The organism is Vibrio sp. SCSIO 43133 (genome assembly GCF_023716845.1).
Lineage (GTDB): Bacteria > Pseudomonadota > Gammaproteobacteria > Enterobacterales > Vibrionaceae > Vibrio > Vibrio mediterranei.
Genome location: NZ_CP068025.1, coordinates 704,999 through 727,460 on the forward strand (window position 1 = coordinate 704,999; position 22,462 = coordinate 727,460).

Genomic DNA, 22,462 nt, shown 5'->3' on the forward strand with positions numbered 1-22,462 from the left:
TTGGATCTCCGTTCCTGTTTGCTCTTTGGTTAATACCTTTGGGTATAAATCTCGTCGGCTACTGCGAAACGTCGGCGAGTGTGTTGTCTAAGGCTATTTTTGCCTTGTCGATAAACTCATCAATTTCTGCACGTGTAATGATAAGCGGTGGTGAACAGATCATGGTGTCGCCAACAGCTCGTAACACGACACCCGCGGCAAAGCAGTGTTCACGACATCGAGTACCGACATCAAGTTCTTTGTCAAAACGCTCATTGGTGGTCTTGTCTTTGACTAATTCAATAGCCCCGACCAGTCCTTTCGTTCTAGCTTCTGCCACCATTGGGTGTTCAAGAAGTTCATTCCAACGAGAAGCAAAATACGGAGCAATATCTTCACGCACACGATTAACAATATTGTGTTTTTGCATCTCTTTAATGTTGGCGATAGCAACTGCACATGCCGCTGGGTGACCCGAATAGGTAAAGCCATGAGCGAATTCAGTATCTGCGTCTGTCAACACTTGTGCGACATGGTCTCGAACCATTACACCGCCAAGTGGTAAATACCCAGAAGTAATGCCTTTCGCCATACACATCAGATCAGGTTTGATGTTGAATGTTTGGCTTGCGAACCACTCACCGGTGCGCCCAAAGCCGCAAATGACTTCATCAGCAATAAGTAAGACTTCATACTTGTCACAGATACGTTGAATTTCAGGCCAATAACTGTCAGGCGGAATAATAACGCCACCTGCACCCTGAATGGGTTCCGCAATAAACGCAGCGACATTGTCTTCACCCAGTTCTAGAATTTTGGCTTCAAGCTGCTGCGCACGTTCTAGACCAAATTCATTCGCGTCGATCCCTTGTCCTTCACCAAAATGATAAGGTTGATCAATATGAACAATATTCGGTAGTGGTAGACCACCTTGGGCATGCATAAATGCCATGCCACCTAGACTTGCCCCTGCCATCGTACTGCCGTGATATGCATTCTTGCGACTAATAATGGTTTGTTTATTTGGCTTATCTAAGCTTGCCCAGTAATGGCGCACCATTCTAACCACGGTGTCGTTGCACTCTGAGCCTGAACCAGTAAAGAACACGTGGTTCATGCCTTCAGGCGCTACTTCGGCAAGCAAAGTTGAAAGCTCTACAGCTGGTGGATGAGTGGTTTGGAAAAACAAATTGTAGTAAGGCAACTCTTGAAGTTGATTCGTCGCAGCCTCGATAAGTGGCTGGCAGTTATAGCCCATATTGACGCACCATAACCCTGCCATTCCATCTAGGATTTTGTTGTCATCTTCGTCGTAAATATAAATGCCTTCCGCTCGGGTAATAACGCGTGAGCCTTTATCGTTGAGTGCTTTAAAGTTGGTAAATGGGTGCAAGCAGTGTGCACTATCTTGTTCAATCCATTTAGACCCAGTTTGTTTTGACATAACTTAATTCCATTTCTCGCTGTATTAACGGGTTTGCTTTTCTCTATAGCGTTGCCTGTATTAAACGTTCAATAATAAGAACTCTCTTTCCCAAGAACTGATGACTTGGAAATACGTTCTGTACTCCTTACGTTTGATGGCTACGTAAGCAGATACGAATCGGTCACCTAAAATTTCTCTCAGCTCGTCACTGTTTTCTAACAACACCAAAGCGTCTTCTAGGTTATGAGGAAGTGAGTATGGCTCAGTGGTCATATCACCTGTGCTTTTTTCCGTTGGTGTAAGCTTCTCTTTCATACCTAAGTAGCCACATGCCAACGTCAATGCCATGGCGAGATAAGGGTTTGCATCCGCGCCGGCGTAGCGGTTTTCAAGACGGCGAGACTCTTTATCAGAGATAGGCACACGTAATCCAACAGTACGATTATCTTCACCCCAAGCCACGTTCGTTGGTGCAGAGTCACCAAATACTAAACGGCGATAGGAGTTCACGTTAGGCGCGAAGAACGCAATAGCCGCTGGCGTGTATTTCTGCATACCGCCGATATAATTCAAGAAAAGGTCACTGTTAGTACCATCTTCATTGGCAAACAGGTTTTTTCCGTTTTTATCCACCAAACTCTGGTGAATATGCATTGCACTACCAGGCTCATCTTCCATTGGTTTTGCCATAAAGGTGGCATACACATCATGTCTTAAAGCTGCTTCACGTACAGTGCGTTTAAATAAGAACACTTGGTCAGCTCTATCGAGCGGCTCACCGTGGTCAAAGTTCAGCTCCATTTGTGCAGCGCCAGATTCATGCACCAAAGTATCGACGTCCAATTCTTGAGCTTCACAGTAGTCGTACATGTCTTCAAAAATAGGATCGAACTCATTCACTGCATCAATACTAAAAGACTGACGAGCTGTTTCAGGGCGTCCATTTCGACCAATTGGCGGCTCTAATGGATAGTCCCAATCTAGATTCTTCTGTACCAGAAAGAACTCAAGTTCAGGGGCAACAACAGGTTGCCACCCCTCTTTTGCATAGAGGTTTAGCACTCGACGTAGCACGGCTCTCGGTGAGATATCTACCGGGTCTCCATCGACGGTAAAACAATCATGGATAACCTGAGCGGTAGGCTCTTTTGTCCATGGAACAAAACGAATGGTATTTTGGTCAGGCTCCAGAGTCATATCCTTCTCTGTCAGGTCGATCATACTTTCATCGTCTGGCCAGTCTCCGGTTACAGTCTGGAAAAAAACCACTTCGGGAAGACGCATGCCCCCTTCTCGAAGGAATTTTTTCGCAGGCATAATCTTGCCTCGCGCGTTGCCTGTAATATCGGGGATCAGGCACTCAACTTCAGTAATACGGTTCTCTTCTATCCATTTCCTAATCGTTTCCATAAATCCTTCTTTTTCAAAAATTGCTCAACGAATTTATCAATAAGCTCCATTTAGGATTGGCAGCAAGCTGTACAATTGTCAAACAAATATGTTAATTATTTTGTAACTTTTGAGATACTGATTAACATTTTATATACATTTGTGTTGTCTTTTACTGAACATTATGTCTATGGTTAAAAAGCAACCAGTGGCGCAAGATTCAAAACAAAGGCTTGCTATACATGGATAGGTTGGAGATAAGTGGAGGAGCCACAGTGGGAACAAGTCAACTTTCAAACAGTGCTGACAACATAGAACCAATACAGGTTAGTCACGATAAGCTAACAATTGAACGATTTATTGAACACCACCCTGACGTGACAACGTTGGATCTCATATTGTTCGATATGAACGGCGTAGTGAGAGGTAAGCGCGTTCCTTTATCACAACTAAATAAGGTACTAGAGCAAGGTATCTGTCTTCCGGCTTCCGTATTTGCCTTAGATATTTGTGGAGAAACCGTAGAAGAAACTGGTTTAGGTTTCGAAAAAGGCGATGGTGACAGAATTTGTCGTATGGTCACAAGTTCTTTGGTTACTACACCATGGCAGGAAAACAGTGCTCAAGCCATTGTGACTATGTTTGAACCCACATCCAATCAACCGTTTTTTGCCGACCCTCGCCACGTACTAGAAGTACAGCTAAACAAATTAGCTACGAAAGGCTTTAAGCCTTGTATAGCCGTTGAGCTCGAGTTTTACTTACAAGACCTTGAGCCCGATAAAGCGGGTAACCCGCAACCACCATTGATGCCGATAAGCGGTGAAAGGATGACACAAACGCAAGTCTACTCACTCGAAGAGCTCGATGAGTTTAAAGCGTTTCTAGATGAAGTGATTGAGACCTGCAACGCTCAAAATATCCCTGCCGACAATATCACCGCCGAATACGCACCTGGACAGTTCGAGGTCAACCTCAAACATACGAGCGACGTACTTCTGGCTTGTGACCAAGCTATGCTGCTAAAACGTGTAGTGCGAGCGGTGGCAAAGAAACACGGCTTCTACGCAAACTTTATGGCCAAACCCTACACCGAGTATGCTGGTAACGGCTGCCATGTCCACATTAGTCTGCAAGACGACGTCGGCAACAACGTATTTGGTGAAAATGAAGAACTACTACTCAATGCCATCGCGGGCGTTCTCGCTCATTTAGAGGATAGCATGGCAATATTTGCGCCCAATGCAAACTCCTATCGTCGACTTCAACCCAATATGTTTGTACCACTTCACGCTACATGGGGGTGGGACAATCGTACTGTAGCGGTAAGAATTCCAGCGAGCGGTACCGAAGACAAAAGAATTGAACATCGACTCTCCGGCGCGGACGTAAACCCTTATCTCACCGTAGCAGTATTGCTAGCATCAATAATCGACGGAATAGAGAACAAACTGACTCCACCAGCACCAATTGAAGGGGATGCGACCCTACTAGAACTGCCTATGCTTCCTATTTCATGGGATATGTCTCTCCATGAGTTTGAAAACAGTCAGTTTATGAAAAGCAGTTTTGGTGAAGAGTTTTGTAAAGTCTATCTTGCCAATAAAAAACATGAACAGGCGCGCTTTTCAGCACAAGTCTCTCCATTAGAATACCAGTGGTACAAATAAGTAAGGATACAAAATGAAAGTCAAACACACAGACTCTTACTATGCAGCATCAAGAAATCAGCATTTCGATTTCCCCAAACTTATGGGAGAACATGTTGCCGACGTCTGTGTGATAGGCTCCGGAATCACCGGAGCCACCGCTGCATTAGAGCTGGCTAACAAAGGCTTTAAAGTCATTGTGTTAGAAGCTAACCGCGTGGGCTGGGGGGCATCTGGTCGCAGTGGAGGCCAAGCCATTTTCGGTTGGGCATCAGAGCAGGACACACTTGAGAAATTAGTCGGTAAATCCGATGCCAAAAAGCTTTGGGACATCTCTGTCGAAGCGCTGGCGTTAACGAAATCGAACATCAACAAATACAACATTGATTGCGACTGGCGTGATGGCATGGTTCATGTGGGTATGAAACCACGCCACGATAAAGAGTTAAAAGCATGGTATGACGATTTAACTGAAAACTATGGTTATGAATCATTAGAAATGTGGGACAAAGATGAAGTTGCCAGTCGCATTGCAAGTACCAAGTATACCTCTGGAATGTTTGATAGTAACAGTGGCCACTTACACCCGCTCAACTATACCTTAGGTTTGGTTAATGCAGCCAAACTCGCTGGGGCAGAATTTTATGAAGATAGCGCAGTAAACAAGATTGAACATGGTGATCCGGCAACGCTGTTTACTAGAGATGGAAAAGTAAAAGCAAATCACGTCATTCTTGCTTGTAATGCCTATATGGAAGGGCTGGAATCGAAACTCGAAAATAAAGTAATGCCGGTTGGTACTTATATTTGCGCGACCGAGCCATTAGGCGAGGAAGCAACAGGATCGCTGATGCAAGATCATATCTCAGCTTGCGATATCAACTTCGTTCTCGATTACTACCGATGTTCCGGTGATCACCGTATGCTATTTGGTGGAAGGGTGAGTTATTCAGGCGTCGCACCATTTAACTTAGAAAAAGCCATGCGCGCGCGGATGCTTGATATATTCCCACAGCTTAAAGACACAAAAATCGAATACGCTTGGGGCGGAAATGTCGCCATCACTATGAATCGAGCCCCCCACTTTGGCCGGCTAAAACCAAACGTCTATTTTGCGCAAGGTTTTTCAGGCCATGGTATCGCCGCGACAGGTATGGCAGGTACATTAATGGCGGAGTGTATTGCAACCACAGCAGAGCGATTCTCTATATTTGATAAAATCAAACACATGCCCTTCCCGGGTGGTCGAATGTTTAGAACCCCAGCGTTGGTTCTAGCCATGTCTTATTTTAGAGTTCGAGACCTTTTATAAAGTAGATAAAAAAGGAGCTGATAGTAGCTCCTTTTTTTAGATTTTTAAATATTGAATTAACCCACAACCTATTGAGTTATATTAACGTCATAGTTTGATAGATAATGTATAACGCTTTTCTTAGGGATTTAAATGTTATATCAATTAAATCCTCCATCATTATTTTAATAACCCTGAATGGACTTGCAGCCCCATTTGGGTCAAAGAATAAATTTTCCCTTCACCCTTAAACACCAGCCCGGCTTTAACTAATTGACGCAAATGAAAATTGAATTTGGTGTGATCTTCTACCCCCACTACTCGACATAGATCCATGAACTTCATTTTACGATGCAGTCGCAATTGTTTAAGCACTTGTCGTCGAATAGGATTCGACAGAGCGCTAAACACTAAATCATCATCCCGCTCTAGCTTAGGGGACTTAGGAGATCGCTGAGCATGAATTCGTTTCAAGGTTGTCGACACCGTAGTGAGGTTAAAAGGTTTAGTAAGAAACTCGTCCGCTCCCTTTTTCATCGCATCCACAGCAACATCTACCGTCGCAAATGCCGTAGAAATCACTATGCCAATGTTCGGGTGAATTCGACGAAGACTTGATAACGCTTCTATGCCTGTTATACCAGGCATCACCACATCGAGTAACGCAACATCAAAGTGTTGTACCAATGCAGCCTCAATGGCATCTTCGGCATTATCAAATGCAACGACATCAAATGACTCGAGGCTAAGTGCTTCAATCAGTGCTTCTTGCAGTTCTTTGTCATCTTCAGCTAGTAACAATCTCAGTGTCATTTCAAATATCTCGGAAGTTTTATTTCTACGGTCAAACCACAACCTTCGTTGTAGAGGTTCATTGACCCATTGTGCTGCATTACCAATTGATTCACTATAGCAAGCCCCATCCCTGTCCCTTCACCTTTTGGTTTCGTTGTGAAAAATGGCTTACAAGCATTCGCAATGATCTCTTTACTCATACCGCCAGCATTATCTTTAAACACTAGGACTGCGTTCAACTGCTCTTGATAGGCCTTAAAGGTTATAATTATCCCATCTTTTCTAGCATCACAAGCATTCGATATCAGGTTAGAAATTACATCTTGCAAAGCTTGAGCATCACCAACTACCTCTAAACCATGTTGACAATCTACTTGCCAGTCAGTGCCGTCAAGTCGAAATCGATTAAGCTCAAATGTATTGTAAATCACGTCTTGTACGTTCACTCGTTCTCGTAATACGGGCTTTTTATGTGCGTAATTTAGGACTTCTTGACTGATATCTGCAGCTCGTTCAAGCCCAGTACGAATTCGCGTCAACTGGCGTTGATATACATCGTTTTCAGGTAGCTGACGCTCAAGAATATCACAGCCCATCGTTGCACTTGAGAGTGGTGTCTTGATCTCGTGGGCAACGGCTGACGATAGCTCTCCCAATTCACGAAGCTTCACGTCATGCAGTGACTGCTGAAGCCGAGTTTCTAACTGTATATCTCGTTCACGATCAAAGACTCGCAAAGCTCTCCAAATGAAGATGAGTATGAGTATTGCGCTAACCGTTCGCAGTATTATTACCCAGATGCCAAACTCGGCAGTAAGTACTCCTGCTGAAATGCCATATAAAACTAATGCGAGTCCAGTTAATTTAAACGGTTTTGAAGCACCATGCCCTTCGTGTTCAAGCTCATTCGCGTAAACGTACATCACTAAACCTGCTGAACAAGCAGCACCAAAGCCAAAAATCAAGCGAACTTGATTGGCAATCAGTTGCAGGTAATCGCTATAGCTTAACGCCCAGTACTGGATAACCACACTGAACATGAAATAGATAAACGCAGCGCAACCTAATGCTTTTATCCATCTTATCTGCCGCCAAGTGGTTACTGAAAGCAACTGCCACGCAAAAGCACCCAATGCAATATACGACAGCCACAACTTGGCGACCTTGAACGTTGCTAAGCCCGTGACACTTTCTAGGTCGTCAGCGTAAATAACAAGATAAAGCTCAGACCACTCATGCAGACCATGTAATAAACCGAACGCAGCAAGCGTCGGTAGTGCCGATGCCATTGAAATACGACTTTGACTCAGGTCTCGGAACAATATAGCGAAAAAGATCGCAAAGAAAGCGAGTCCATAAACCAAATAAACTGAAAAAGTAAGTAATTCATCCATACTTTGTAATATTTTAATTCACATCGTTAAGTTACCTATTAATAGAAGTATTACATGCTAAAACAACCAAGTAAAATGTTGTGAAGTTTTATTATCAGATAGGCATCACTTTATATAAACCTTTGCGTTAAATAGCACTGTCACGTACTCGCTTAATATAACTGTAATATTTGGTTCTTAATCTCCGCTTTGTTGATTGGTACATACCGATTAATGGATTGAGTAGTTTCAATCACCTTAGTTTTATTTGAACACAAAACTAAACCGGGCCATTAAAAAGTATTACTCCTTTTTAATGGCCCACACTAAACGAATTATATCGGAGATATATTGTGAAATTTATCAGATCAGCTCTCTTGTCTTCTGTGTTAGTCACTGCATCATTCGGCTTGGCAGCAAAGACCACTATTAACGGTGCGGGCGCGACTTTCCCTCATCCAATTTATGCAAAGTGGGCTGAGCAATACCAAAAGGAAACGGGTATCCAGATCAACTATCAAGCTATCGGTTCTGGTGGTGGCATTCGTCAGATCACAGCAAAAACGGTAGACTTTGGCGCGACAGATGCACCGCTTACCATCGAAGAGTTGAACAAAGAAGACATGATTCAATTTCCTATGGTCATGGGCGCGATTGTCCCTGTAATCAACCTCCCAGGTATCAAGGCAGGTCAATTAAAACTGACAGGCAAAGTATTAGCTGATATCTACTTAGGAAATATCAAGAACTGGAACGATAAAGCTATTACGGGACTTAACCCAGATATAGTGCTCCCGAACCAACCTATTTATGTTGTCCACCGCTCGGATGGGTCAGGTACTACATTCAATTTCACTGAATATCTTGATCAAGTTAGCCCCGAATGGCACGAAAAAATCGGTGCAAGTAAAGACATCGCATTGCCTTCGGCAGCGACGGCAATTGGTGGAAACGGTAACGCTGGTGTCGCCAACTTCGTTACGCGCACTCGTGGTGCTATCGGCTACGTAGAATATGCATTCGCTAAACAAAATGATTTAGCGTACACACAAATGCAGGCTCGCGATGGCGCATATCTAATGCCAACCATGAAAACCTTCCAAGCCGCTGCCGCAAATGCCGATTGGGAAGACGCTCCAGGATATCATTTACTTCTTAACAACCAACCGGGAGCTGATTCGTGGCCGATGACCGCCGCAACTTTCATCTTAATGCATAAGGATCAACCTGACGCCAAGAAAGCACAAGAGATTATTAAGTTCTTTGAATGGAGCTATACCCAAGGCAAAGCTGCTGAAGAACTCGACTATATTCCAATGCCGAAGAAAGTCGTTAGCATGGTTAATGACACTTGGAAACAAAGTCTAAAAACCAACAATCAAGCCATTATTAAATAATTCACTATTAACGAGCCTAACCTCTCGAGGCTCTGGCTCGTATTCCCAGTATTATGACTACTTTAACTTTATCCAACAAAGTAAATGGCGACTCAATTTTCGAACGATTGAGCTTTACTAGTGCCCTACTTATTCTTGTTATTCTTTCTGGAATCTTACTGTCACTCATTGATGGAGGATGGCCTGCATTTAAAGAATTCGGACCGGGCTTTGTATTCCATAACGTGTGGGATCCGATTCGAGGTCAGTTCGGCGCTGCGTCAGCCATCTACGGTACTCTAGTGACATCACTAATTGCCATTATTATTGCCGTCCCTATTGCCTTAGGTACAGCAATATTTCTCGCCGAGTTAGCGCCTAAATGGGTCAGCGTACCGGTAAGTAAAGCGATCGAATTGCTAGCGGCTATTCCAAGCATTATTTATGGTATGTGGGGTCTTTTTGTCTTTTCTCCTTGGTTCTCAAATGGCTTCCAAACCTGGGCTGGTCAACACCTTATTGAAATCCCCATCATCGGACCTTGGTTTAATGGTCCGCCTATTGGCATCGGACTTCTTACTGCGGGCATTATTCTGTCCTTCATGATTTTACCAATCATGACGTCACTTACACGAGATGCACTAAAGTCTATCCCCAATGTGTTGAGAGAAGCAGCTTATGGTACCGGAGCGACACCTTTTGAGGTGATTACCAAGGTACTGATTCCTAAAGTGAAAAATGCAACCGTGAGCGCTGGTATCTTGGGTTTGGGTCGCGCACTAGGCGAAACCATGGCGGTCGCATTTGTGATTGGGGGTGCAAACCGTATTGAAACTTCTTTCTTTATGCCTGCTGCATCAATCTCATCGACAATCGCTCAGCAGTTTAATGAAGCCACCGACCCAACGCATATTGCATCACTGATTGCGCTTGGCGTTGTACTTTTCTTTATTACGTTCTTCGTGATGGGATTTGCTCGTCGTCTAGTAGGGAAAGCATCATGAAAATAAGAAAGCTAAAGAATCAGCTGTTTCTCGCATTCTGTACCTTCTCTGCAGCATGTGGTGTGTTTGTATTGGCTTGCGTACTGTATACCCTAGTGGGTGAAGGAATCAAAGGCATCACGTGGGCAGTCTTTACTGAGATTACTCCAGGTCCTGGCAGTCATGGTGGACTCAAAAATGCTCTATTAGGGAGCTTAATGCTCACCACTATCGGTATCCTCATAGCTACACCTATCGGGGTACTTGCTGGAACATGGTTAGCAGAGGCTCAGCCTGGCAATAAAGTTGCCGAATCAATTCGCTTCCTAAACGGTATGCTTATGAGTGCGCCTTCAATCCTAGTTGGCTTGTTTGTTTATGCGGTTATCGTGGTTCCAACCGGAGGTTATTCAGGCTGGGCAGGTGCAATTGCATTAGCAATATTGGCGTTGCCTGTGATCGTAGCGTCGACAGAAGAGATGCTGCGCTTGGTCCCACCAACATTGAAAGAAGCAGGAAGTGGCCTAGGCGCTCCGAAGTGGCGAGTCATCACCCAGCTTGGATATCGAGCCGCTGGACCCGGAATTATGACTGCCGTATTACTGTCTGTCGCACGTATTTCTGGCGAAACGGCTCCTCTGCTTTTCACTTCATTGAACAGCAGTTTCTTAACGACTGATTTGAGCAAACCAATGGCTAACTTGCCTGTCACCATATATCAATTTGCTATGAGTCCTTTCGCCTCTTGGCAAGAACTGGCATGGGCGGGCGCTCTCATCGTTACCACCTTTATTTTGATTGTTAATATCACGGCAACAGCTTTGCCGAAACTTCTAAAAGCGAGAAAGGCATAAGTATGGCTACTGCAAACATAATTCAAAATAGCGAACAATCCATTCTTGGAAGCTGCATTTCTACCCTTGATTGTGAGACAAACAACGCCAACGACGTGTCTAATCTGACACACCGTATGGATATTCAAAATCTAAACTTTTTCTATGCTAAAGGGCTAAATCCTGCATTGAAGAATGTGTCGATGCCGATATATAAAAACCGAGTAACGGCACTAATTGGACCGTCAGGCTGCGGAAAATCCACGCTACTGCGCACCTTAAATCGCATTTATGATCTTTATGGTAACCAGTACGCAGAAGGTGAGATTCTTCTTGATGGCGAATCCATATTTTCTAATACCGATGTAAATGAACTGCGTTCTAAAGTCGGGATGGTATTTCAAAAACCCACACCATTCCCAATGTCTATTTACGACAACATGGCGTTTGGGTTAAAGATACAAGGTGAGCTATCAAAAGCAGAGATTGACGCTCGTATTCAATCGGCACTTAAACGAGCGCACCTATGGGAAGAAGTGAAAGATAAGTTGCATCACGATGCGAATGGCCTTTCAGGTGGGCAGCAACAACGGCTATGTATTGCACGTACGATTGCCCTTGAGCCTGAAGTTATCTTGATGGATGAACCGACTTCGGCGCTTGATCCTATTGCGACTGCCGCAATAGAAACCTTAATCACAGAGTTACGAGAGAAATACACGATCGTTATCGTCACACATAATATGCAACAAGCAATGCGTATCTCTGACTACACAGGCTTTATGTATTTGGGAGAACTCGAAGAGTTTTCCCTTACTGAGACCATCTTCCATAACCCGGCAAACGAGCGCACAAGGCGCTATATTTCAGGGGACTTTGGTTAGTATTACGCAACCAACGACTCATCTTCATGGCCCGCTCTTATCGAGTGGGCTAACTTCTCTGACTCAAATATTCGATGAAACCAGAAACGTTATCAGAGATTTCTTTAACATCTGGCTCAAGTAACTTTACTGTTATTTCTGAGTTTCGATTCTCCAATACCCCTTTATCAGTGATAACGAATAATCTCTTTCCTACTACTTGTTTGCTCTCGCTCTCAACAAGTTCGACGGACACAATCAATCGCAGGTTACGATCACGTGTGCCTGAAACAACCTTAGCTAAATCGATAACCGCACCAATAGGAATGAAATCCGTTGGCTTCACTGCACCGGAAACTCCTTCAATGTTCTGTACATCAACAGCCACTTCCAGAGTTTGTTTGCTATTCATCGATGATTTCACAGAGTGATTTTCTATTCGCTTTCGTAGCGATTGCTCAAGTTCAGAGCGCAATGTATCAACGACACTCTGTGACACATACGCTTGGTTTGCTTTACGCTCCGCGGTGACGGTTCCTAATTCTAGAGCAGCGTAGTTATTGAGACTAAAGCCTTGTTCATACCAAGAAACGCCATCATACGTACCTATGGTTTCCACCGCAAAGTGTCGATAACTGTCTTGCGGCTTATAGTCTGATTGCGTTGGAAGCGTATTTGTACATCCCGTCACAGCTAACATCATCGATAACACCAAGATTTTTACTTTCAAGCTCCGGACCTCCTCAATTGTCACCTTTCAAGCATAGGCGCCACTCACTTAATAAACAGTGTCGAGAGTGAAAAACGTGAGCCATCGTGATTATCGTGGGTGTTGCTAGCTGTTTTTGTTAGAATCCCTCCGCAATCAAACGAAGACTAGGTAAAACCATGTATAAATTGACCATCTCTCTCGACGAGTTCTTACGCAATTATTGGCAAAAACAGCCAACAATCATCAAGGGGGGATTCGCTGAATTCCAAGATCCTCTCACTCCCGAAGAACTTGCAGGATTAACGATGGAAGAAGTGGTCGACTCACGTTTTGTATCTAATCTTGATAATAATTGGCTAGCCGAACACGGTCCTTTTGGTGATGATAAGTTCGCCTCTCTACCTCAGAGTAATTGGTCTTTTATCGTTCAGGCGGCGAACCATTGGCATGACGGCGCAGCGCAACTTGTTAAACCTTTTCAAACTATGCCGCAATGGCTATTTGATGATCTAATGATTAGCTACTCTGTCGAGGGTGGTGGTGTTGGTCCTCATATCGATCAATATGATGTATTCATTATTCAGGGCATGGGAAAACGTCACTGGCGAGTTGGCGCAAAAGACGTTGGACAGTATAAAGAAACGCAGCGCCATGAAGCGCTACGCCAAATCGAATCTTTCGAAGCAGAAATTGATGACATTTTGGAACCAGGTGACATTCTTTACATTCCACCTGGTTTCCCACACGATGGATACGCCCTTGAACCTTCAATGAGCTACTCTGTTGGATTCCGCTCTCCAAAAGAACAAGAACTTATTAGTAACTTCGCAGATTACATTTTGGCTCACGATTATGGTGATGAGCATCTCCACAAGCCCGATCTTCGCACACAAGATAACTTTGGTAAGATTTCAACAAGCGACTTAGATTCCCTTGTCAGCATGCTAAAAGCGAAACTGGATGACGAAGACACTATCAAAGATTTCATGGGATGCATGCTGAGCCAATCTCGACACCAACTTAATATTATTGAACCTAGTTCAAAGTGGAGTTGCGAGGATGTGTATCAGCACCTAGAAAGTGGTGGCGCTATATTCAAAGTCGCTGGATTAAGAACACTTTCACACGAAGCCGAGCCGAACATGATTTATGTAAACGGTGAAATGTTCAAGATCCCTGAAGAGTTAAGTAGCTTCGCAGAATTGCTCTCTAACCAAGATACTATTTGTCTTGAAAACAGCGGAGAATCGTTAACACAAAACTCCGCTGCGATTTCGTTAATCACTGAACTAGTCAATAAAGGCTATTGGTTTGCTGAATAACTAGCATAATGGCGTGTCTGCGTTTACCGTTAACACGCCAATTTTTCTTCTAAGATTTGATTCTTGATAACGTAAGTACAGCAAACAGCCCAGCTATCGCTGAAGCGCCTGTAACTAAACTAAAGATACTCGCTAATCCAAACCATTCTGCGGTGATTCCACCCATCGTTGTACCAGTTGCATAACCGCCCGCGATAGCAAATAGTAGCAAGCCTTGTGTAGAAGCCGGAGGCAGAGTGGTTACTTTGGCGACAATAGCCGGTTTAACCATGTCGACCATAGATAAGCATTGCATAAACAACAAATGCATGACTAACGGCAAGTAGAAAAATCGCGCGTGCCCTGTCGCCAGTAAAGACAATACCAAACCGACGACAACATAACCGATTAAACCGACTATCCATACCTTCCCTGCACCAAATTTGGTTAACGCTCGACCTGCGATATCCAACGTTAGTAAACTAATTACAGAGGAGAATGCCAGTAATAATGAAGTTGCCGACTTATCGATTGAGAATAAGCTTTCAAATAGATTAGGACCTTGCGCCACCTGATTGGAACTCGCAATCATAGCGATGAACACCGCTAATAAAAACGTCACGAACGTGGCATTCCAATGACCTTTTTCCGTTGTTTCTGACTCAGTCGTCTCTTCTAGTACCAAACGTGATGCCGCTTTCTTGCTGTCAATTCCACTGATCATTAATGAGAGTGCCGCGGTAATAGCGACGACAAGAAATGCTACTTGAGAGCTCAGGTTTATACTCAGGGGGAGTATTGCTCCCATCATCACTGCACCAACAAAAATACTTTGGTTCATTCGAGTAAGACGCAGAGCTTGCTGTTCGTCGTTGTAACCCGCAGCCACGATAAATGTAGGATTAACCGTCATTAAAGTGATTGAGCCCAAGCCGACAAGAAACGTCGCCAAATACATTGCCAATGTTTGAGGGACAAACGCAAAAATAACCATCGCAACAACGTGACTCAACAAGGCGAGCTTCTGCGCTAAGGCATGAGCTCGCAAACGATCTATCACACTGCCTATGATTGGCGCAACAAAACCACTCAGCCCCACAAAGGCTAGAGCCGCGCCAGTATGTGCCATCGACCCTGTTACTTCAAATATATGACTTGGAATCAAAATCGGTAACGCCACCAACTGCACCGCACCAAACATAAACGCTGCTGCGTACCAATACGAAATACCATGTTTTTCCATCATAATTAGGAACCTAATGTCTAAAAGTATCCCAAAGTGTCCCAATTATGCTGCTGCGAAATAAGTAAAACACGGGATAGTTAAGTAACATACTATGACTAGTGCCCACTCTGTTCCTTAACCAAATTGAATACATATTCCGCCCTCTCATTAGAAAATTTAACCTTGGGATTAGCAGAGCTATATCTAATTTCAAAGCTGATTCACAGATATATATTTTGTTACAGTCGCTTCATATAAATACATATTCTAATTGACCGCGATCATCTCTCTAGCACATCAAACTCCTCAAAATATGCACACTGTTCCACTATCTCAAGGCTGTCATATGACTGATTCAACTAAAGAACGTAAGGTAACGATAGGAAGCTACATTGCGCTAGCTTTTGCTATTGTGTTTTTCTCTGGGTTACTCCAATCCAACGAATGGTATGGGGTATTTGACTTTACAACACTCAACGGCGCATTCGGACAAGTTGCCCACAACGTAACTGAAACGGAAGCTGGCGTACAAGCTGCTACCACTTCGTTTCGAGGTGTTGGTGGTAGCGGTGCTCGTGACGGTTTCATTTTTGCACTAACACTAATTCCAACCGTTATGTTTGCACTGGGCATGATCAATGTTTTAGAGCACTACGGAGCACTTGATGCGGCTCGCAAACTTCTTTCTCCTCTTCTCCGTCCTTTAATGGGTATCCCAGGAAACTCTGGCTTGGCACTTATCGCTTCACTTCAAAGTACTGATGCGGGTGCTGCGATGACTCGACAGTTGAAAGACGAAGGTCATTTGACCAAACGCGAAACGGATGTCTTCACTATGTTCCAGTTCACTGCTGGCGCAGCAATTGTTAACTTCTTCTCTTCTGGCGCGGTGCTGTTTACGTTAACGATGATGGACGGCTCACTAGCTGTTTCTTCCTCAATCGGTTTAGCGGTAGCCGTTATGTTCTTATTTAAGTTTGTTGGTGCCAATCTATTCCGTGTTTACCTAAATATCACTGAAGGTAAAGAAGACAAGTCGAATAAAGACGACGAAACTATGACTAAACAAGAGGCGACATCATGAGTGAAGTAAAAGCGAAAAAACCTATGGTGACGGACATCTTTGTTGAGGGTGCTAAGAAAGGTTGGGTTATTGCAACCACATCTACAGTCCCTAACGTTCTAATGGCGTTTGTCATTATTAAAGCGCTGCAGATAACGGGGGCATTAGATGCAATGGGCGCTTTATTCTCTCCTGTGATGGCTGTATTTGGCCTACCGGGTGAAGCTGCCGCTGTACTTATCGGTGCTTGGATGTCTATGGGCGGTGCCGTCGGTGTGGTAATCACTTTATTCGACCAAGGCATTCTAAACGGCACTCATATTGCCATCCTAGCTCCAGCCATCTATTTGATGGGTTCTCAAATTCAATATATGGGGCGTATCATGGGACCAATCGGTACAGAGGGTCGTTATATCCCAGTAATGATTGCAATTTCTGTCTTGAACGCGTTTGGCGCTATGTTCCTAATGAACATTTTGGTTTAACTCAGCAGCGCTTAACATATGTAAAGAAAATGCCCTTCATATGAAGGGCATTTTTTGTTTGCTAGACCTTGAATTTAGCGACTTGAGCGTGCAACTCCCCTACGTTGCTGGTGACTTGCTCCGTCACATGGTTTGTTGTGCGAGATTGTTCCGCTACTAATTTAAGCGATTCATTAATCTCGTTAACAAGCTTCGAAATAGACTGAGTGGCCACCGCCTGCTGCTCCGCGGTTGCCGCCAAGCTTGCCATCTGGTCATTTACGAGCTCTACCTGTTCGCCAGATGATTGAATTCGACTCAATGCACCACTAGTTTGTTCCATAGCTTCGGATGCTATGGTGGTGCCGACATTGATTTGCTCTACAACTTTACTTGTGGAAGTTCGAATAGCTTGAATGATAGTGTTGATTTCCGTTGTCGATTCCGTCGTTCTACTAGCCAGCATTCGCACCTCGTCAGCAACAACGGCAAAGCCTCGCCCTTGTTCTCCAGCCCTCGCTGCTTCTATCGCTGCGTTCAGTGCCAGTAAGTTGGTTTGCTCTGCTAGCCCTTCGATGACCTCAGTCACTTTACCGATCGCTTGACTCTCGTTACTTAATTGTTCAACTAACTGCTGAGTTGTTTCAATGGTCGTGACTAACGAAGTCATGTTGGTATGGTTTTCGGTCAACACATCCTCACCAGAAATCAGTTCTTGTTTCGCATCAACCAATGCAGAGGACGACAACTGTACTTGACTGGCCGTTTGCTCAGACCCTACCGCAACCTCAGACAAAGAGTGACCTATTTCATCGACATGTTGTGACTGCTGTTCAACTTTAGTCAAACTTTCACGGCTGTTTTGAGTTAAATCGCCCATCCTCAGTTCAACAGCTTCTACACTATTGGTCACTTGACCAACTAATGTTGCCAGCGCATGATTCATAGCGTTAATAGATTTGGTCAAATCAGCAAGCTCATCACTGCCAGACACCGCCAGTGGTTCACTGGAGACGTTACCTTCCGCGATAATTTGAGCTCGTTTGACAATAAGGGAAATACGCCCTCCTATTTGGCGTCCCATAATATGAGAAATGACAAACGCTGCGACAAGTACCGCAATACAGCTGATGCCTAGCACGGTAATAAGTGCGGTCACGCTACTACTGATACTTTGCTCTGTCGATGACGCTTTTTGTTGTTGTGCACTAACGATGCCATTCAGTTCATTTTGAACCACATTAATCGCAGGCAGCAAAGTGTCAGACATCAGACTATTCGAGCGATTCCAACCATCCGATTGTCGTATCTCAATAACTTGCTTTGCTAGCGGAACATACAACGCTTTCATTTCGTTAAATAGAGACCATAAGCTCTGGTCACTATCACTCATGAACGACTGCTTGTAACCAATTTGGGTCACGACTTGATCGTGGAATTTCATCAAGTCCGCATACTTATCTAGATAATCTTGAGCACCATATTGCAAGTAGTCACGTAGCGCCGCTAATGCATTTGCGAGAGAATTATAACCATCGGCATAAAGCTTAAAGAGTCGCTTTCTCTCTCCACCTTCCGTTTTTCCGGCTTCATCATTGATCAGTCCTTGCAACTGATCGAGAGCCACTTCGGCAATAGGAGCGGCTTCATTAATAAATAGAGAGTGCGCTGGTAAATTTTCATCGGTATGGCTTATTGCTAAAATATCAGCTGAAGTTGCTTTAATAGTGCTCCATTCATCATTGATGACTTGGTATTGCTGAGAAGAAATCAATGACTCCAAGCTAATCAACTGGATATCAACTAGATCTATTTTTGAGAGAACCTCTCCACGATAGCCTTCGACTTGCTCTTCAGAGCCCACTAAGAGCAGAAAACCTCGCAATTCTGAAACCGTTTCTTGAATAGACTGACCAAGTTGCCGACTGGCATCGACCGTTGGAAGGTCATGTAATAACAAAGACTGGGTGTCTGCTTGCACGCTTTCTACACTGCGATACACAAAAAGTGATGAGACGATAAAAAGTACGCCAAGCGCCAGAAAACTTGTTCTGAGCTTACCCGATATCGAGAGCTTCATCCTTAAACCTCTATAAAATCCTGATTAATTCATCACTATATCGGCATCTATCTCAAAAATTCAATGTTTTGTTTTACGATTTGTTACCAACTCTTTGCGAAGGTAAGTGTTTGTACTTAGTATTGAATAAAAGCTAGGCAGTGTGTGGGGACCTTTAATGGCAAAAGACTTGTTCGCCAACCTCGACTTAAATCTTTTAAGAACCTTTATCATTCTTAATCAAGAACGAAATATGCGTAAGGCATCTGAAAGATTATTTGTGTCGCAACCCGCCATTAGTAAAGCACTTCAAAGGCTTCGTGACCATTTCGATGATGAACTATTTGTGAAAACGCATCATGGCCTTAGAGCTACTGAAAAAGCTTCACAGTTGGCTGAATCTATTTCTCCTCTAATGGATGAACTGGCGAACGCCCTAAACCACTCCTCAAAGTTTGACCCGGCTAAACTTGAAGGAACAATTAAGATCGCTATTTCCCCATTTTTCCTTTCAGGTATTGCTACCAAGCTGTTTCATTCATTGCGTCGAGAGGCACCATCAGTACAAATACAGTTTTTGAACTGGAGTAAGACTACTCTGCAAGATATTGTTAATGATGACATTCATATCGGACTTAACTACAGTATTTCGCACGCACCAAAAGAACTCATTCAGAAATTTATGGTTTCTGATGATTTTCGTGCCTACGTAAGGAATGAACACCCTTTTGATAGAAACCAAGTAGATCTGCTTGAGGGTGGTAATTTTGAAATCGCAACTTTAATAGCGGCAGATTGGAACTCAAATATTTCTAATTCTGAAAAAATGATGAAGCTACGAGGAATTGAAGCCAACATCGTTTTTAGATCTGAGCTCCCTTCAGCAATAATTGATATCGTGAAAAATAGTGACGTGCTTTTCCCTGGCTCAAGATACCTAAACCTTGACGCCCACCCCGGACTTCGTTCACTAGAAATATTGTTTGCTAGTGAGACCGTCAATACTGACATTAATGCCTTCTATCATTATAAAAACCGCAATAATGCCACGACTCGCTGGCTGCACAACAAACTCCTCGACATATTACTGGAGTAATTCCATTTAACTATTACTTCCACTACCTTTGATTATTAATAACTATGGGTAATCAGCCTTATTCCACCCTTTCATTAGAATACCTTAGCATCCAGCGTAAACTCGCCTCCTTGTAAGAGAGGTCTATTGTGCGCTTAAACAGAGTCAACTTCGAATGTATGAAGCCACGAGCAAATTATGTTGGATGCCTCACTGTAACCTAGCAGCTATCACGTCGACTTAACTCTTACTTTTGAACCTAAATACTTTGAACACTTGCGAAGTATCGATACGGACAACACCGTGTTCGTCTTAGTGAGTATCAAATCATAGAAGGTACTTACGAACTTGGTTTCAACCTCAACTTTCAATAGAAGTGACAATATGAATATGCAATTAGAGCAAGCTAAGCCGTCTTGGGTATCCAAATTAGTTGCGACGATATTCCTTTTCTTAGGCGGGCTTTCATTTGCGGAAGCGAAGCAAGAAGACACTGTTAACAGTGACGACAAAAACAAACTCTTCGTGTCCGTTGGCTTTGCCTGGAGTGACACGTGGAGCAACTCTCTACAACACAATATCGGTGCAATGGCTGGAAAAATGCCTAGTAAGGATGGCTGGGCGCCGCTATTGAGTTACCAACACTTAAAATACTCTGAGATACGTGGAGAAAAGCCGTCACTTCAAACCTATATGCTCGGTGCTTCTTACGGATTTACTGATAACGTCGCGTTCTATTTCTCAGGCGGTGTGGGTGATTATCGTTATAAAGATGAGGACAACAAAGCTCTTGCACTCGGCACCGGAGTACTTGCTAGTTTCGATTTTGGTTTAACTCTGTCAGGAGGTTTTGAAACCAGCTTGGTGGACTCTCACAATGGGCAGCTCACTCATTTAATTACACGAATCGGCTGGAGCTTTTAGGTTTTTACCAAATTTCATCGGTAGCTCACCCCCTATCACTCTGTTTTGGTAGGGGGATTTTTTGCAGCAATTCTAGAATGCCGATAAAGAAACCAAGGTTTTGGTGTAGTCTTTCTGAGGCGTTGCGAACAGCGTTTGTGTATCGCCCTGCTCTACAATTTCGCCATCTTTCATTACGATGGTGTAATGGCAAAGTGACTTTACAACATTCAAATCGTGACTGATAAATAAATAAGTCAGCCCATGTTTTATTTGTAGCTCTTTGAGCAAATCAAGAACTTGTGCTTGCACCGTTCTATCTAAAGAAGACGTAGGCTCATCTAGCAAGATAAATTCTGGTTTGAGAATCAATGCCCTTGCAATCGCAATACGCTGCCTTTGTCCTCCAGAGAACTCATTTGGATATCGGTGTCTTGTTTCAGGGTCTAAGTCCACTTCTTGCATCACGTCACAAATCATCTTGTCTAGAGTCGCCTCGTCGTGCTCAAAATGAACTCTTAATCCTTCTCCTATGACCTGTGCCACAGACATTCTTGGGTTTAGTGCTGAGAAAGGATCTTGAAACACAACCTGCATTCGGCTTCTAAAAGGCAACATACCTTTGCGGTCCAACGTCTGAATGTCTTGGCCATCAAACTCAATGATACCTTCACTTTGAACTAACTTAAGAATCGCCATGCCCGTCGTTGATTTGCCTGAACCGCTCTCTCCAACTAGGCCAATCGAGTAACCCTGCTTAAGTTCAAACTGCATATTGGTTACTGCTTTGACATGACTGACAACGCGTTTGAACAAGCCACCCGTGATAGGAAACCAAACTTTCAAATCATCAACAGCAAGCAGTGGTTTCGCGGAGGCAGAGACCTCAACGGGTAAGCCTCTAGGGTCGGAGTTGATCAGTTTTTGTGTATAAGGATGTTCAGGTGCATTAAACACTTGATGACACTCGCCAACCTCAACCAAACGCCCTTGTTGCATGACCGCCACTCTATCGGCAATACGCCGTACAATACTCAAATCATGAGTAATAAAAAGCATCGCCATACCGAGTTCTTGTTGTAGATCTTTCAGAAGGTCTAAAATCTGTGCTTGGACCGACACATCTAGTGCTGTGGTAGGTTCATCAGCGATTAGGAGTTCAGGCTCGTTAATCAGCGCCATGGCAATCATGACACGTTGACGCTCTCCACCGGAAAGCTCATGTGGGTAGGCTAAGATCTTCTGTTCTGGATATCGAATGCCAACTTTCTTTAGCCATGAAATCGCCAGCGACTCTGCTTTATTGGTTCTCATACCTCGGTGAATCGCTAAAGTTTCTACCAGCTGTTTGCCTATTTTATGCAGCGGGTTCAATGACACCATCGGCTCTTGGAAAATCATTCCGATGCGACCACCTCGAATACCTCGAAGTTGCCGCTCGGAGCAATTAAGCATATCAATATCATCAAACGTAATGTGACCGTTTAGATAGTGGCTAGAGCCTTTCGGCAGCAGCTTAAGGATCGCGTTGGCTGTTACCGATTTACCTGAACCACTCTCTCCTACTAATGCTAAAGTTTCCCCTTTGCGGATTTTTAGGGAAACATCATAGGTCACTTGTTCTACTTGCTTACCTCTACCAAACCCAACGGAAAGGTCCTCAATAGCAAGTACGTGTTTTGGATCATCTTTCGTCATACGTT

At 43.8% G+C, this 22,462-nt stretch carries 19 protein-coding genes; 11 read left to right on the forward strand and 8 right to left on the reverse strand.

The genetic code is table 11. The features are described from left to right. Positions 1–58: 58 nt before the first annotated feature. The gene (locus tag JKJ11_RS20035) at positions 59–1,423 is read right to left on the reverse strand and encodes an aspartate aminotransferase family protein (RefSeq protein WP_006069544.1); all 1,365 of its coding nucleotides are present in this window, start codon (positions 1,421–1,423) and stop codon (positions 59–61) included. 60 nt (positions 1,424–1,483) lie between these two features. Next, positions 1,484–2,815, reverse strand: coding sequence for a glutamine synthetase family protein (locus JKJ11_RS20040; RefSeq protein ID WP_006069543.1), 1,332 nt, complete (start codon positions 2,813–2,815; stop codon positions 1,484–1,486). A 236-nt stretch (positions 2,816–3,051) separates the two neighbouring features. On the opposite strand from JKJ11_RS20040, the gene JKJ11_RS20045 reads away from it, so the two are divergent. Beyond that, a complete protein-coding gene (locus JKJ11_RS20045) occupies positions 3,052–4,464 on the forward strand; it encodes a glutamine synthetase family protein (protein ID WP_503061276.1) in 1,413 nt (470 codons plus the stop codon). A 13-nt stretch (positions 4,465–4,477) separates the two neighbouring features. Next, complete coding sequence (locus JKJ11_RS20050; protein ID WP_252039865.1) at positions 4,478–5,755, forward strand: NAD(P)/FAD-dependent oxidoreductase; 1,278 nt, start codon at positions 4,478–4,480, stop codon at positions 5,753–5,755. Between the two features lie 159 nt (positions 5,756–5,914). Here the strand turns inward: JKJ11_RS20050 and JKJ11_RS20055 are convergent, their stop codons facing one another. After that, a complete protein-coding gene (locus tag JKJ11_RS20055) occupies positions 5,915–6,547 on the reverse strand; it encodes a response regulator (RefSeq protein ID WP_031496042.1) in 633 nt (210 codons plus the stop codon). Further along, positions 6,544–7,923 (reverse strand): sensor histidine kinase, encoded by a 1,380-nt coding sequence (locus tag JKJ11_RS20060; RefSeq protein ID WP_252039866.1) that lies wholly within the window; start codon positions 7,921–7,923, stop codon positions 6,544–6,546. Before JKJ11_RS20060 ends, JKJ11_RS20055 begins: the two co-directional genes overlap by 4 nt. Positions 7,924–8,255: 332 nt before the next feature. On the opposite strand from JKJ11_RS20060, the gene pstS reads away from it, so the two are divergent. The 4 genes from pstS to pstB all read left to right on the forward strand — a co-directional run bounded on the left by pstS (position 8,256) and on the right by pstB (position 11,978). After that, complete coding sequence (gene pstS / locus JKJ11_RS20065) at positions 8,256–9,299, forward strand: phosphate ABC transporter substrate-binding protein PstS (protein WP_236110220.1); 1,044 nt, start codon at positions 8,256–8,258, stop codon at positions 9,297–9,299. Positions 9,300–9,352: 53 nt separating this feature from the next. Then, on the forward strand, positions 9,353–10,282 hold the full coding sequence (pstC, locus tag JKJ11_RS20070) for a phosphate ABC transporter permease subunit PstC (protein ID WP_252039868.1): 930 nt from the start codon (positions 9,353–9,355) through the stop codon (positions 10,280–10,282). Beyond that, on the forward strand, positions 10,279–11,115 hold the full coding sequence (gene pstA, locus JKJ11_RS20075; protein ID WP_062461158.1) for a phosphate ABC transporter permease PstA: 837 nt from the start codon (positions 10,279–10,281) through the stop codon (positions 11,113–11,115). Before pstC ends, pstA begins: the two co-directional genes overlap by 4 nt. A 116-nt stretch (positions 11,116–11,231) precedes the next feature. Further along, the gene (pstB, locus tag JKJ11_RS20080) at positions 11,232–11,978 is read left to right on the forward strand and encodes a phosphate ABC transporter ATP-binding protein PstB (protein ID WP_327196417.1); all 747 of its coding nucleotides are present in this window, start codon (positions 11,232–11,234) and stop codon (positions 11,976–11,978) included. 49 nt (positions 11,979–12,027) lie between these two features. Here the strand turns inward: pstB and JKJ11_RS20085 are convergent, their stop codons facing one another. Continuing rightward, a complete protein-coding gene (locus JKJ11_RS20085) occupies positions 12,028–12,687 on the reverse strand; it encodes a DUF3313 family protein (protein ID WP_252039870.1) in 660 nt (219 codons plus the stop codon). A 158-nt stretch (positions 12,688–12,845) separates the two neighbouring features. Here JKJ11_RS20085 and JKJ11_RS20090 point away from each other — a divergent pair, with 158 nt between their 5' ends. Next, entirely contained in the window at positions 12,846–13,991 is a 1,146-nt protein-coding gene (locus JKJ11_RS20090) for a ribosomal protein uL16 3-hydroxylase (RefSeq protein ID WP_252039871.1), read from the forward strand. Positions 13,992–14,040: 49 nt separating this feature from the next. Here the strand turns inward: JKJ11_RS20090 and JKJ11_RS20095 are convergent, their stop codons facing one another. Then, positions 14,041–15,216 carry an MFS transporter gene (locus tag JKJ11_RS20095; RefSeq protein ID WP_252039872.1) on the reverse strand — a complete coding sequence of 392 codons (1,176 nt, stop codon included), beginning with the start codon at positions 15,214–15,216 and terminating at the stop codon, positions 14,041–14,043. 325 nt (positions 15,217–15,541) lie between these two features. On the opposite strand from JKJ11_RS20095, the gene JKJ11_RS20100 reads away from it, so the two are divergent. Then, positions 15,542–16,279 carry a nucleoside recognition domain-containing protein gene (locus tag JKJ11_RS20100; RefSeq protein WP_006069531.1) on the forward strand — a complete coding sequence of 246 codons (738 nt, stop codon included), beginning with the start codon at positions 15,542–15,544 and terminating at the stop codon, positions 16,277–16,279. Continuing rightward, positions 16,276–16,743: a YjiG family protein gene (locus tag JKJ11_RS20105; protein WP_006069530.1), complete on the forward strand. Its 468-nt coding sequence runs from the start codon at positions 16,276–16,278 to the stop codon at positions 16,741–16,743. The genes JKJ11_RS20100 and JKJ11_RS20105 overlap by 4 nt, the downstream gene beginning before the upstream one ends. Positions 16,744–16,804: 61 nt before the next feature. Here JKJ11_RS20105 and JKJ11_RS20110 read toward each other — a convergent pair whose 3' ends face one another. Continuing rightward, positions 16,805–18,802, reverse strand: coding sequence for a methyl-accepting chemotaxis protein (locus JKJ11_RS20110; RefSeq protein ID WP_252039874.1), 1,998 nt, complete (start codon positions 18,800–18,802; stop codon positions 16,805–16,807). A gap of 157 nt (positions 18,803–18,959) precedes the next feature. Between JKJ11_RS20110 and JKJ11_RS20115 the strand changes: the two genes are divergently transcribed. Both JKJ11_RS20115 and JKJ11_RS20120 read left to right on the forward strand, forming a co-directional pair. Beyond that, positions 18,960–19,877 (forward strand): LysR family transcriptional regulator, encoded by a 918-nt coding sequence (locus JKJ11_RS20115; RefSeq protein WP_006069528.1) that lies wholly within the window; start codon positions 18,960–18,962, stop codon positions 19,875–19,877. A gap of 363 nt (positions 19,878–20,240) precedes the next feature. Continuing rightward, a complete protein-coding gene (locus JKJ11_RS20120) occupies positions 20,241–20,780 on the forward strand; it encodes a hypothetical protein (RefSeq protein ID WP_252039875.1) in 540 nt (179 codons plus the stop codon). A gap of 72 nt (positions 20,781–20,852) precedes the next feature. On the opposite strand, the gene JKJ11_RS20125 is transcribed toward JKJ11_RS20120, so the two are convergent. Then, positions 20,853–22,457 carry an ABC transporter ATP-binding protein gene (locus JKJ11_RS20125; protein ID WP_252039876.1) on the reverse strand — a complete coding sequence of 535 codons (1,605 nt, stop codon included), beginning with the start codon at positions 22,455–22,457 and terminating at the stop codon, positions 20,853–20,855. Positions 22,458–22,462: the final 5 nt, after the last annotated feature.